General features: G+C 65.1%; 12 protein-coding genes. 4 read left to right on the forward strand and 8 right to left on the reverse strand.

What is annotated here, in order from left to right; translation table 11 throughout:
- Positions 1-417: 417 nt before the first annotated feature.
- Complete coding sequence (istA, locus tag B9Y64_RS12675; RefSeq protein WP_157804511.1) at positions 418-1,959, forward strand: IS21 family transposase; 1,542 nt, start codon at positions 418-420, stop codon at positions 1,957-1,959.
- The gene (gene istB / locus B9Y64_RS12680) at positions 1,949-2,683 is read left to right on the forward strand and encodes an IS21-like element helper ATPase IstB (RefSeq protein ID WP_100441017.1); all 735 of its coding nucleotides are present in this window, start codon (positions 1,949-1,951) and stop codon (positions 2,681-2,683) included. The genes istA and istB overlap by 11 nt, the downstream gene beginning before the upstream one ends.
- A gap of 518 nt (positions 2,684-3,201) precedes the next feature.
- Here the strand turns inward: istB and B9Y64_RS12685 are convergent.
- Genes B9Y64_RS12685 through dsbD form a run of 4 tightly spaced genes read right to left on the reverse strand, consistent with a single transcriptional unit; the run spans position 3,202 to position 7,386 of the window.
- A complete protein-coding gene (locus B9Y64_RS12685) occupies positions 3,202-3,708 on the reverse strand; it encodes a DsrE family protein (RefSeq protein ID WP_157804512.1) in 507 nt (168 codons plus the stop codon).
- A gap of 41 nt (positions 3,709-3,749) precedes the next feature.
- Positions 3,750-4,580 (reverse strand): thiol:disulfide interchange protein DsbG, encoded by an 831-nt coding sequence (gene dsbG, locus B9Y64_RS12690; protein WP_100441019.1) that lies wholly within the window; start codon positions 4,578-4,580, stop codon positions 3,750-3,752.
- Positions 4,580-5,431: a TlpA disulfide reductase family protein gene (locus B9Y64_RS12695; RefSeq protein ID WP_100441020.1), complete on the reverse strand. Its 852-nt coding sequence runs from the start codon at positions 5,429-5,431 to the stop codon at positions 4,580-4,582. The genes dsbG and B9Y64_RS12695 overlap by 1 nt, the downstream gene beginning before the upstream one ends.
- Entirely contained in the window at positions 5,431-7,386 is a 1,956-nt protein-coding gene (gene dsbD / locus B9Y64_RS12700) for a protein-disulfide reductase DsbD (protein ID WP_238379895.1), read from the reverse strand. Before dsbD ends, B9Y64_RS12695 begins: the two co-directional genes overlap by 1 nt.
- A gap of 153 nt (positions 7,387-7,539) precedes the next feature.
- Here dsbD and B9Y64_RS12705 point away from each other — a divergent pair, with 153 nt between their 5' ends.
- Together B9Y64_RS12705 and B9Y64_RS12710 are read left to right on the forward strand one after the other, a co-directional pair.
- Positions 7,540-8,205 carry a response regulator gene (locus tag B9Y64_RS12705; protein WP_100441021.1) on the forward strand — a complete coding sequence of 222 codons (666 nt, stop codon included), beginning with the start codon at positions 7,540-7,542 and terminating at the stop codon, positions 8,203-8,205.
- Positions 8,202-9,530, forward strand: a complete 1,329-nt coding sequence (locus B9Y64_RS12710; RefSeq protein ID WP_100441022.1) for an ATP-binding protein — start codon at positions 8,202-8,204, stop codon at positions 9,528-9,530. The genes B9Y64_RS12705 and B9Y64_RS12710 overlap by 4 nt, the downstream gene beginning before the upstream one ends.
- Before the next feature lie 39 nt (positions 9,531-9,569).
- Here the strand turns inward: B9Y64_RS12710 and B9Y64_RS12715 are convergent, their stop codons facing one another.
- Genes B9Y64_RS12715 through B9Y64_RS12730 form a run of 4 tightly spaced genes read right to left on the reverse strand, consistent with a single transcriptional unit; the run spans position 9,570 to position 11,904 of the window.
- Positions 9,570-10,334 carry an MBL fold metallo-hydrolase gene (locus tag B9Y64_RS12715; protein WP_100441023.1) on the reverse strand — a complete coding sequence of 255 codons (765 nt, stop codon included), beginning with the start codon at positions 10,332-10,334 and terminating at the stop codon, positions 9,570-9,572.
- A complete protein-coding gene (locus B9Y64_RS12720) occupies positions 10,331-10,771 on the reverse strand; it encodes a fused DSP-PTPase phosphatase/NAD kinase-like protein (RefSeq protein ID WP_100441024.1) in 441 nt (146 codons plus the stop codon). The genes B9Y64_RS12715 and B9Y64_RS12720 overlap by 4 nt, the downstream gene beginning before the upstream one ends.
- 36 nt (positions 10,772-10,807) lie before the next feature.
- Positions 10,808-11,593: a sulfite exporter TauE/SafE family protein gene (locus B9Y64_RS12725; protein WP_100441025.1), complete on the reverse strand. Its 786-nt coding sequence runs from the start codon at positions 11,591-11,593 to the stop codon at positions 10,808-10,810.
- Positions 11,590-11,904 carry an ArsR/SmtB family transcription factor gene (locus B9Y64_RS12730; protein WP_043689608.1) on the reverse strand — a complete coding sequence of 105 codons (315 nt, stop codon included), beginning with the start codon at positions 11,902-11,904 and terminating at the stop codon, positions 11,590-11,592. Before B9Y64_RS12730 ends, B9Y64_RS12725 begins: the two co-directional genes overlap by 4 nt.
- Between the last annotated feature and the right edge of the window lie 84 nt (positions 11,905-11,988).

Here is an 11,988-nt window from a genome sequence, read left to right on the forward strand (position 1 = left end):
ACGCGCGCTCTCGGGTATCCATCTCAAGACGCGTTCAGAAAGGCGCATCAGCGTGGGCGCCTGCCGGTGAAAACCTTCGAGTTGGATGGCCGGCGCGGGCGTTTTGCGACGGCCACGGATATCGCAACTTGGCTTTGGCGCCAGAAGCATGCGAAGAGCGACAGGCAGCTGCAGGGAGACGCACTCTGACGAGCTGATCTGCAGCGGCCGTTTGGCTGTTTGTACCAGGCGCAGAAATGAAAACGCGCCGGGGGTCACGACCCCGGCGCGCTTCGGGCTATACGACAGATACCCTGATCGGAATCGTCCCTCAGCTACCCAGCTGCTGTCAAGCCTCTTGGGGCTCGCCTATTCCCAACCCACGATCCGCCGGAGTGGCAGCCGCTCCTGGGTGGCGAATCGTTGTGGGAGAGTTGCATGAAGCAAGACAAATTGGTGACGGCCGTGCGCCTGATCTTGACCACGTCCGCCAGTAATCGCCAGATCGGACGGGACGTGGATTTGGCCTACAACACGATCCGCCGCTATCGGATGCTTTTGATGGAGCATGCGTTAACGTTGGAGGACGTGGAGGGGTTGAGTGAGCCTGCACGTCAAACGCTGTTTAATCGGCGTGGAGCGGCCCTAGACGAAAAGCGCATCCCGGACTGGCCGCATATCCAGCGGGAGCTGCAACGCAAAGGCGTGACACGTACGCTGCTCTGGCTGGAGTATCGGGACGAAGATCCTGACACCGCCTACGAACTTAGTCGCTTCAACGACCTCTACCGTGCATGGGCAGGAACGCAGGCGTTGTCCATGCGGCAACAGTACGATCCCGGTGAACGTGGCTGGGTCGATTTCTCGGGCACGCTGATGGCCTGGGTGGACCCGGGCACCGGCGAACAGCACAAGGCCGAGATCTTCGTGGCGGCTGCCGGGGTTGCGGGGTTGCTGTTCGCCACGGCCGTGCCATCGCAACGTATCGAGCACTGGGTCGAGGCGCATTGCCGCTGGTATGCCTTCATCGGCGGCGTGCCACGGATCACCGTCCCCGACAATCTAAAGTCTGCTGTCACCAAAGCCGGATCCGAACCGGTTTTGAACGCATCGTACTTGGCAATGGCTGATCACTACGGGACGGTGATCCTGCCGGCCCGCAGTCGCCGCCCCAAAGACAAATCGCTTGCCGAAGGCGGTGTGTTGGTGTTCTTGCGTTGGGTCATCGCGCGCTTGCGCAACCGGGTCTTCCATTCACTGGATGAGCTCAATGTAGCGATCGCCGAGTGCCTTGAGCTGATCAACGATCGCACCATGCGCCGGTATCGCCAGAGCCGCCGAGAGCGCTTTGAGCAGATCGACCGTCCCGCACTTCTGCCGCTTCCGGCGCGCTACGAGTTTGGCGAGTGGATAGGGCCCGTTCGCGTTCCGCCGGATTATCACGTGCCTGTCCGAGGACACTATTACTCCGTGCCGTACCGCTTGGTCCAACAGCAGATTCATGCACGCTGCAGCCAAAGCGTTATCGAAATTTTCAACCAAAACAAAAGGGTCGCCTCGCATGCTCGGTCGGAGGTGACGGGAGGGAAGACGACGGATCGATCGCATCTGCCAGAGAACCACCTTGCTTGGGCCGACCACACTCCTGAGCGGTATCTCGGTTGGGCTAAAGGCGTAGGAGATGGCGCGTTGACCGTCGTGCAATCGCTGCTGGACGCGGCGCGCCAGCCCGCGGCAGCGCTCAATGCATGCGGGAACCTGCAAAAGGTTGCCTATAAGCACGGCGCAGAAAGGTTCGAGTTGGCGTGTAGTCGGGCGCTGGCGATCAAGTCGCCGACGGTCAAGAGTATCCGTTCCATCTTGCAGAACGGTCTGGAACGACATGAGGCGATCTCCGCCTTGGCGTCTCCGTTGCCCAGCCACGGCAACGTCCGCGGGCCGAACTACTACTCCACTTCGAAGGTGACCCGTGTTGACTAACCCCACGCGTGCTGCACTGGTCACGCTGCGACTGCCTGGCATGGCCCAAGCCTACGACGAGCAACTTGACAGTCCGTCATACCAGTCCATGTCCTTCGACGACCGGCTCGGCTTGATGGTAGATGCGGAGCTGGCTAGGCGCGAGAATAGCCGCGTTGCCCGCCTGTTGAAGTCCGCGAAACTCAAAGCAGCGAACGCGGTGCCGGAGGATATCGACTTCTCGGCAAAGCGCAGCATCGATAAGCGACAAGTCATGGATCTACTGACGTGCCAGTGGATCGAGCGCGGCCAGCATGTAGTCATCACCGGACCGACCGGTACCGGAAAGACTTGGTTGGGCTGTGCGCTGGGGCGTGAGGCCGCTCGTAAGGGCTTTTCTGTCAGCTACCAACGCATGCCGCGGCTGATGGAGGATATGGAGGTCGCCCATGCGGATGGGAGCTTGCCGGCGTTGCGTACCAAGCTTGCCAAAGCCAAGTTGTTGATTCTGGATGACTGGGGTGTTTCTCCCATCGACGCCCGCGGTCGACAGAACTTGCTGGAGGTGATCGACGACCGGGTTCCTGGCGGTTCGGTACTGGTCACGTCCCAGTTGCCGGTAGGGACGTGGCACGACTACCTGGGGGAGCCCACCGTGGCGGATGCCATCCTCGATCGTTTTTTGCACAACAAGCATGCCATTGAGTTGCGGGGTGACTCGATGCGCAAAAACGGGCCTCGTTGATCTGGTCATTTTCCCCGGCGAGCGCCGGGAACGATGATTCTGACCGGGCAACGACGGTCGCTTGGTGAACTGAATACCGGTCTATTGGGCCGCGGGCCAAGTGGTGTTTTAGACGCTCGGCCTTCGGTGTATGGCCCCGAAACCCTCTGCTCGTACGATGGTCAGGATCGGCAAACGATCCTGACCATCGACAGCACCACAGGTTGATCGAACATCGGCGCCAATTGGACTGGACAGCAGCACCAACGAATTGGACACCGTTCCTTCCATTGCGCCGGCTGCAATCGACCCAAAGCGGACATCGCTGGCTCCAAGTCTCCGTCGCGGTCGACTGATTCTCGTGATCAACGCTTCGACCGCATACCTAGAAGCGGTACAGGAGCCGACCCTGGAGCAGCTGGCCGGCGAGCCCCCCCTCAGTGACTGCCGACGAACTCCTATTGCGGAAGGCACCGAGATCGGTGTCCGGAGACCATCGCTGGGCACAGTCGATTCAGCCAGCGGCGTCTGCTGCTGGTTCACAGCGGAACCAGCGCATAGCCTTGCTGCTGCAGCGTGATGATGCTGGTCAACGCCGAAAGCGATATTGCGATGCTGGGTGCCAGCGAGTTGCTGTCCAGCTGCCGGGAGTGCAAGGCCTGGCCGCACACGAACATTTGCACTCCCGCCGCCGACAGTTGCGCGATCAGCCCGAGGTTCGGGTTAGCGACCCCATGGCGGACGCGGTACGCGGGATCAGCCAGCGCTGAATCCGTTGCTCCTTCGCTGAGCAGCACGACGAAGTCCAACTGCTTCTTCGTCACTCCGCTTGCCTTGAGGAGGTTGACGGCGCGCGCGACCCGCTCCAAGCCCGGATCCGTCGCAGCGGGTGAAGCCGGCGCCACGGTCAGGCTGAATACCGCCCGCCGGCGCATTTTCGGGTCGGGTTGGTGGGCGGCGTCCGGCAGGACGATCGCTTTGCCATGCATGGCGATAGTGTGGGCGGGAGACGTCGCCGGCGTCGCCGCCTGCGCGAAGTAGGTCATGCCCGCCAGCACCAGGCCCAATAGCAAGGATGTGCCCCGCATCAGCGCGGTCCGAGCACGGTGGCCAGGTCATCTGGTGCCGGCATGCCGGCTCGGCGCTGGACCGTGCCGTTGTCGTCGCGGAACAGGATGCCCGGCGTGCCTTGGAACCCTAGTTGGACCATCAGTCTTTGGTTCGCATCGAGGGTGGCGCGCACATTGGCGGGCACGGAGGCCGCCGGCTTGATGCCGCCTGAGCTGTAGCTGGTTTCATTGCGACGGAGCGCCTCCGACGGCGAGCTGGCGGTCATGATCGTGGCAACCTTGTTGGCGCTGTCCGGACGGATCACACCGACCATGATGTGCCGCAGTTGCACCTTGCCCGAATCCACCCACGGCCGCGCTGCACTCCAGAACTTGTTGCAGAACGGGCAGTTCGGGTCGCTGAACGTGTAGATCACGCGGGGCGCATCTGCCTTTCCGTCGGCGATCCATTCGCTCGCCTCCAGCAGTGCCCAGGTGCGGGCCGACATCGGACCGGCGACAAGTCGCTGCAGCGCCTCGGCGCCGATGTCCTCGCCCTTTGCATTGATCAGCGTCCCAACGACGGCATGTTCGCCTTCGTTGGTCGCGTATACCGCCACGGGCTGCTGGCCTGCGACGCCTGCAAAGCCGCGAAGACCCGATGGGGCGTCGAACTCGCCGAGCACTTCGAAACCCTGGGCTTCAATGGCTTCGATCACGGCGGGCCTTTCAGTCTCCGGGTTGCTGGTGGCGTTCGTTGGGACAGCCGGTGCGGTGGAAACCGACTTTTCCTCGGCGGCCTGACTGCAACCGGTGGCGAGCAGCAGGGCGGACGAAAGCAGTATTGCAGTGGGGTTCACTCGTGCCATCACGGCACCTCCTTGGTTGGAAGGGTTGGGGGACTCGATGAGGGCGCAGCACCGAAGCGCCGCAGCTTTACGGCAAGGCTCGCATTCGAGAGTTCGCCCATGTGGGTGTCCACAAGCCGGCCGTCGGCATCGAAGAACAGCGTCGTTGGCAGGCCGCGCGAGCCGGACTCCTGCATTACGGACGAGAATGGATCGAGCAGCACATTGCTCAGTTGCAGGTGACTCTCGCGCAGGTAGTCACGGATCTCCGATTCGGATTCCCCCTGATTGACGAAGACGAACGTCACGTCGCCGCGTTCTTCCTGCGCCTTGGCCAGGACCGGCATTTCGCGGCGACACGGCGGGCACCACGTCGCCCACAGGTTCACGACCATCGGCTCGCCGGTCATCGCCGAAAGCTTCGTGCTGCCGCCGTCGAGCGTGCTCAGTTCGGTCGCCGGCAGTTTCACCACCGACTGCTGCATCAACAGCAGCGCGCCACCGAGAACGGCCCAGGAAGCCAGCCCTGCGATCGCACCGAACAGCAGCGGACGTCGCAGCGCGGGAGCGTTTCGCGCTCGCCATGCGCCGAATGCGAGGCCCGCGAGCACGCCCGCCCAGATCGAGAAGCCGCCGTCGCCGATGCGGACAATTGACCACGGATCCGCGAGGTACTGCGGCCACCATGCGAGCACGAAGGCTAGCCGCGCCGCGAGCACGCCGACCATCAGCATGTCGAGGAACGTCGAAAGCGGCTTGATCGCGGGTTGCCCGGGCAAGGGCACAACGAACTGCCGGGCGACCAGTGCGGCAATCGCGAGTGCGACCAGCAGCACCACCAGGGACATGGGAAACGGGCCAAGACTGACCATCATTGCGCTCCTTGCTGGACGCGCTGCAGGCGGGCCAGGAATGCTTCGGGGGTGATCTCGCCCACCGTGCGCTCGGCGCGGTGTTCTTGGCCGTCGGGTCCGATGAGCAGCAACGTCGGCGGACCGGCCACCTGCCATGCCTTCATCAATGCCCGATCGGCCACATCGTTGGCGGTGACGTCGGGCCTCACGACCTGCATGCCGGCGAGCATCGATGCCACCTGCGGATCACCGAACACTTCCCGTTCGATGACATGGCAGGAAACGCACCAGTCGGCGTAGAAATCGACCAGCGTCCATTGGCCTCGCGCACCGGCTTCGGCGATGCGACGTGAAAGGTCGTCGGCCGTCTTGGCTTGGACGAAGGCGACCGTCGGCGCGGCTGTCTGCGCACTCGCATCGCCGGCACCGAGTCGTTCCAGGGGGCGCCACGGATCGCCGGAGCCGCTGGCACCGCCAATCATGAGTGCCAGTGCCCAGACCGCCGACGCGGCTGCAAAATAGCGCGGCAGCCACAGGCGCAGCGGGCCGCTTGCAGGCGGTGCGACCAGGGCCAGGAAACCCGCCGCCACGCCGAGCAGCCAGGCGCCCCATAGCACCAGCGCCGTCGCCGGTGCCAGCACCCGCGCCAGCACCGATATCGCCAACGCCAGCAGGACGTAGCCGAAGACCGCCTTGACGCGATCCATCCACGCGCCGGGGCGCGGCAGGATGCGTGCGCCGAACACCGCAATCGCGAGCAGGGGCAATCCCATGCCCAGCCCAAGCGCGAACAGCGCCAGGCCGCCGGTCAGCGCGCTGCCGGACTGGCTGATGTAGAGCAGCGCGCCGGCAAGTGGCGCAGTCATGCACGGTCCCACCAGCAGCGCGGACAGGAACCCGAGCGCGGCGGCGCCAGCGAGCGTGCCGCCGCGCTGCTGGCGACCGGCGCGATCCAGGCGGTTGCCGAGCCACGCCGGCAACTGCAGCTCGAACGCACCGAACATCGACAGCGCAAGCACCACGAACACCGCCGCGAAGGCGCCCAACAGCCACGGGTTCTGCAAGGCCGCCTGCAGGTTGGCACCGGCGATCCCGGCGGCCACGCCGAGCGCGGCGTAGGTCAACGCCATCGGCAGAACGTAGGCCACCGACAAGGCGAGCGCACGCCGCGTGGTCGGCTGTCCGCCAACGATCAGGCTGGAAACGATCGGGATCATCGGCAGCGTGCACGGCGTGAACGCGAGCAGCAGCCCCATGCCGAAGAACACCGCGACCGACGCGAACAGGCTGGCATCGGCGAGGCGGCTGGCGAAGCGCTGGTCCTCGCCGGCAACGGAAGGCGCCGGGGCGGCCTCCCTGATCGAGCCCGTGACGGATGATGCGCCGACGCCTGCCGAGTTTTGTGCGACGGAGGCCGCAGAGGGGGAGGTGGGCGGCTGCGGGGCGCTGTCGCTTGTCGCCTTTTCCGAGGGCGGCGTCGTCGCTGCGGTGTCCACAGCGGCATTGGTTGCCGGTGGCGTCTCGACCGATGGCAGATCGACCGGCATGGTCTGCGGCGGATAGCAGATGCCGGCATCTGCGCAGCCCTGCCAATGCAGCGTCGCCGAGCGTGCGTCGCCACCATTGACTATGATTTCGACAGTGTCGTAATAGACCTCGGTGCGGCCGAAGAACTCGTCGGTTTTCGCCCTGCCGTTCGACAACTGCAGCGGCAACGCCTTGCCGCCGTCGAGAACAACGCTCAGGCGGTGTCGATAGAGGTAGTAGCCCGGCGCGATAGTGCCGCTCAGCCGGGTCGCGCCATCCTTCACGGCCGTTGCCTCGACCCTGAACACCTCGCTGACCTCGAGGAACTCGGGCTGCTGCTGCCCGCTCGGTGGTGCGAGCCAGCCTTGCGCCATCGCGGGCACGGGAACCGCCAACATCGGCAACATCAACAGGCTTAGCAACAACCGGCGCAGCAACAGCATCATTCAGTACTCCGGAGATCCAGGCCGGCCACGATGAAGGCGCGCGATTAAGTCACGATTAAAGGCCCCCCAGGCTGGAGCCATGACCCGGCGGTGGCGACGCCGGGTACCCTGCGCTAGGATGCAGCGCGCATCTGGTTTCCGGAGTTGGCATCAATGAGGATCCTGGTCGTTGAGGACGACGAATTGATCGCCCGGGGCATAGTCTCCGGTCTTCGGGCTTTTGGAATGACAGCCGATCGCGTGGAGAGCGTCGCGCACGCCGAACTCGCGCGACAGACGACCCATTGCGACGCGATGGTGCTGGACCTTGGGCTGCCCGACGAGGACGGTATGCAGCTGCTGGTGCGCATGCGCCAGAGCGGTGATGAATTGCCGGTGCTGCTGCTGACCGCGCGCGATGCGGTGGAAGATCGCATCGCCGGCCTGCAAGGCGGCGCCGACGACTATCTGGTCAAACCGTTCGATCTCGGCGAGCTCGTGGCACGGCTGCACGCCTTGTCGAGGCGTGCCGCTGGCCGCAGCGTGAACCTAATCGAAGCCGGTTCACTGGCGCTGGATCCCGCCAGTGGGCAGGCTTGGCTCGACGGCATACCCGTCGACCTGTCGCGTCGCGAGACCGCACTGCTCGCCAGCCTGATGCAGGCAGGCGGGCGCTGCCTGTCCGGCGAACAGCTCAAGGACAGCCTGTACGGTTTCGAACAGGAGGTCGGCAGCAACGCAATCAACGTGCACATCCATCACCTGCGCCGGAAACTCGGTGCCGATGTCATTCAAACCGTGCGCGGACTCGGATATCGGTTCGGCAGGGCCGAGCCATGAGCCTGCGATTCCGCCTGGTGCTGACAATCGGCATCGCCTTGGCGGTGCTGTGGAGCGTGGCGGCGGCGTGGATGCTGCGTGACCTCGATCGCAACCTGCAGCATACCCTCGACGACCGGCTGGCGATGTCGGCACGCATGGTGTCCGGACTGCTGGCGCAGGGCGCGTTGGTGGGCGCCTCGCCGGTAGCGGCGGCTGATGCGGTGACCGTTGCCGGCAGTCGCGGGATGGCGTGCCAGATACGCTCGCTGCGTGGGGAGGTGATCGCCACCACCCAGGGCGCATCCAGCGCACTGATGGCGACCGACGCGCCGGGCTATCGCACGCGTGAGATCGAGGGTACGGCGTGGCGTACCTACACGCTGGAGGCGAACGGTTACAGCATTACCACTGCCGACAGTCTCGGTGAGCGTGCCGAACTGAGCCGCCAGATCGCGCTGGCGGCCGGGCTGCCGTTCCTGATTGCCGCGGTGGGTGGCTTGCTTGCGTTGTGGCTGGGCGCGGGCCGTGCGCTCGCGCCGCTCGATCGGCTGCGTCGCACGCTTGCGCAACGCCAGCCCGATGCCGACGAGCCCCTCGACGCGCAACCAATGCCGGGCGAACTCCGGCCATTGGTCGAATCCCTCAACCACCTGCTGCAGCGCGTTTCCGACGCGGTGTCACGAGAGCGCAGCTTCACCAACCATGCTGCGCACGAACTGCGCACACCCTTGACTGCGATCGACACTCACCTGCAGGTTGCGCGGCTGACTGGTGGCGAGGACTCACGACGTGCGCTGGCCGATGCCGGTGAAGGCGTGCAGCGTATGCGTGCGACGCTGGACCAGTTGCTGATGCTGGCGCGGGTCGAAGGACGGCTGCCGTTCGACGACGGACAGTGGATCACCGCCGCGCAGGTGGTGGAGCAGGCGGTGGCGGCCAGCAGTCCGGCGGCCAATGGCCGGGTCGTTGTCGTGGCTGGAAGCGGTAGTCAGGCGGTGCCGGCGGTGCCTCCCGCGCTGTCCGTGGCGGCGTTGCGCAACCTCGTCGACAACGCGTTGCGCTATTCGCCTCCGGGAAGTGCCGTAGACCTTGTTGCTGATGCCGATGCCACCACGGTACGGTTCCGTCTGACCGATCGTGGCGCTGGTCTCGAACCTGACGAGTACCGGCAGGCGACGCAACGGTTCTGGCGAGGACGCGCGACCGGCAGCGCAGGAGGCAGCGGGTTGGGGTTGACGATCGTCGAGGCAATCGCCGAGCGTCATGGCGGGTACGTGGTCTTGCGTCCCAGGGAGGGAGGTGGGACGGTCGCGGAGCTCGTCCTGCCGAGGCAGGACGGTTAGATTCGGCGGCCGTGGAATGCCTCCAACCCCCGACCCTCGCTAACCTTGGGGGCTTTCCGCCATTTCCTGACAGTACTGGCGAAGGTGCTCCGGCAGGTCCGGAGGACACTGCCCGCACGCCTTGTTACCCGGCACGGCATAGTCGATGAACTTCGGGTATGGCAGGTTCAGGTTTTCCATCAGCTCGATGAAATCCTCGAGCGTGCGTTCGGCGCCGAGCCGCGGGTTGCGCTGCTTCTCCTGCGCGATGCTCGATACCCACCGCCCCTGGTAGTCATGCGCCGGGTACACGAGCGTCTCGCCCGGGAGGCCGAACAGCCGACCGCGTACGCTCTCGTACAGTTCACGCGCGTCGCCGCTCTGGAAGTCCGTACGGCCGCAGCCGTCGATCAGCAGCGCGTCGCCGGTGAACACGCGGTCATTCATCACCAACGCGAAGTGGTTGTCGGTGTGGCCGGGCGTATGCATCGGGTCTATGCGCACGCCGCCGACCTGCAGGGGGACGCCGTCTTCCATCGGCACGTCGGTACAGGACAATGCATCGAGCGCGGGGGTAGCGATGCGGCTGCCTACCTCCCGCCGGAGCATCGACGCCGACGTGATGTGGTCCGCATGAATGTGCGTGTCGATCGTCATAACGAGATTCAGACCGAGCTCGTTGACTACCTGCAGGTCGCGCTGCCAGGCGGGCATCACCGGATCCACGAGGGCGGCTTCGCGCGTTTCGGGGCAGGCGATCAGATAGGTGTAGGTCGAAGACACCGGCTCGAAGAGCTGGCGGAAGATGGTGGCGGGACCGATCATGACCGGGCTCCTTCGTTTTCCGCGAGCGCGACCACCGCCGGCTCCAGCGTCGCCAGACCGGCCTCACGGCCGCGCTTGAGCGCCGCTTCCAGCGAGCAGCCGCGGTTGAGTGTCGCGTCAAGCGCGATCATTGCGCCCACGCGGTTGGAACTCGCGCAATGGATCAGGACCCCGCCTTCGCGGCGCGCATCGTCCAGCGTCTGGCCGAACTCGCGCACCCGGGCTCGGTCGAGATCGGCGGCGCCGGCGATCGGCAGCGATACGTAGTGCACGCCGAGCCGGGCGGCCTCGGCGGCTTCGTCGTACTCCGCCGGCTCTTCTGGGGCACGCAGATTGATAACCGTACGCACGCCCTCGCGCACGAGTTCGGCCAGATGCGCAGGCGTGGGCTGCCCACCGGCGTAGTGATCTTCAGCGAAGCGCCAGGGTGTGTTCATGGGAGCCTCCGGAACGTTTGCGGGGAAGAACGAAATTCAGATCCAGCCGAGTTCACTCGCGGTGCGGTACAGCATGTACACCGCGACGACGACGATCAGGCCGGCAAGCACCGTGTTGAGCACGCCCTTGCGGTCGCCCAGGCGTGTGGCGAGGCGGGCGCCAAACAGACTGCCGACCGCGCCGCCGCCGATGAACGCCACCGCAAGCGACCAGGCGACCAGTCCGGAGCTCGCGTAGCTCAATGCGGTGGTCAGTCCGAAGGCGGTAACGGCGAGCAGCGATGAACCGACCGCGAACAGGATCGGCATGCCGGTCGAGGCGATCAGGCCCGGTACTACCAGAAAGCCCCCTCCAATACCGAAGAAACCCGACAGGAGCCCGGTGACCGCGCCCGAACCCAGCAGCTTCGGCGCGTTGCCCCGATTGAGCACCACCGCCGGATCCCCTTCACTTCCGCGCGGGCGGAACATCATGCCGGCGACCACGAGCATCAGGAGCGCGAACAATGCAAGCAGCTGCTGCCCGTCCATGGCCTTGCCGAGCATCGCCCCGAACCACGCGCCCAGCACGCCGGCGATAGCGAACGCCGCGGCGCAACGCCACTTCACGTTGCGCTTGCGGGCATGGTTGGTCAGGCCGATAAGTGCGTTGGCCGCAACCGCAAGCGCGCTGGTGCCGATCGCCACATGCGGGTCGCGCACCCCGACGAGGTAGACCATGAGCGGGACCGCGAGAATGGAGCCGCCGCCACCGACCAGCCCGAGCGTGAAGCCGACGACGCCGCCGGAAATGACCCCCATCACTAACTGGAACGTGGTCATTGGACAGCCTCCTGGCTGCCACAGTAGGCGGCGTATAGCGTATCGAGCACGCTTGCAGCAGGGCCCTCGGCTAGCGCGTAGTAGATGGTCTGCGCCTCGCGACGCGTCGTGACGAGCTGCATCTCGCGCAGTACGGCCAGGTGCTGCGACAGGGCGGACATGCTGAGCCCGGTAATCGGCTGCAACTCTCCTACCGAAGCCTCGCCCTCGACCAGCTGGCACAGCACGAGCAGGCGTGCCGGATGGGCCAGTGCCTTCAACAGTGCGGCCGCTTCATTGGCATGCTGCGCCATCTGCTCGGTCGAGGGCATCGGACGTATCTTCTTTGATGAACGGGCCATGGCGGATGTAGTTTAGTAAGTTCTTGACAAGGACAGGTGACGAATGTAATGTAG

Source organism: Stenotrophomonas maltophilia (assembly GCF_002799245.1).
Classification (GTDB): Bacteria; Pseudomonadota; Gammaproteobacteria; order Xanthomonadales; family Xanthomonadaceae; genus Stenotrophomonas; species Stenotrophomonas maltophilia_S.

Excerpts from the sequence above, each read along its gene's own strand:
- istA (WP_157804511.1), top strand. The coding sequence starts at position 418 with ATGAAGCAAGACAAATTGGTGACGGCCGTGCGCCTGATCTTGACCACG.
- B9Y64_RS12685 (WP_157804512.1), bottom strand. The coding sequence starts at position 3,708 with ATGACCTACTTCGCGCAGGCGGCGACGCCGGCGACGTCTCCCGCCCAC.
- dsbG (WP_100441019.1), bottom strand. The coding sequence starts at position 4,580 with ATGGCACGAGTGAACCCCACTGCAATACTGCTTTCGTCCGCCCTGCTG.
- B9Y64_RS12695 (WP_100441020.1), bottom strand. The coding sequence starts at position 5,431 with ATGGTCAGTCTTGGCCCGTTTCCCATGTCCCTGGTGGTGCTGCTGGTC.
- dsbD (WP_238379895.1), bottom strand. The coding sequence starts at position 7,386 with ATGATGCTGTTGCTGCGCCGGTTGTTGCTAAGCCTGTTGATGTTGCCG.
- B9Y64_RS12705 (WP_100441021.1), top strand. The coding sequence starts at position 7,540 with ATGAGGATCCTGGTCGTTGAGGACGACGAATTGATCGCCCGGGGCATA.
- B9Y64_RS12710 (WP_100441022.1), top strand. The coding sequence starts at position 8,202 with ATGAGCCTGCGATTCCGCCTGGTGCTGACAATCGGCATCGCCTTGGCG.
- B9Y64_RS12715 (WP_100441023.1), bottom strand. The coding sequence starts at position 10,334 with ATGATCGGTCCCGCCACCATCTTCCGCCAGCTCTTCGAGCCGGTGTCT.
- B9Y64_RS12720 (WP_100441024.1), bottom strand. The coding sequence starts at position 10,771 with ATGAACACACCCTGGCGCTTCGCTGAAGATCACTACGCCGGTGGGCAG.
- B9Y64_RS12725 (WP_100441025.1), bottom strand. The coding sequence starts at position 11,593 with ATGACCACGTTCCAGTTAGTGATGGGGGTCATTTCCGGCGGCGTCGTC.
- B9Y64_RS12730 (WP_043689608.1), bottom strand. The coding sequence starts at position 11,904 with ATGCCCTCGACCGAGCAGATGGCGCAGCATGCCAATGAAGCGGCCGCA.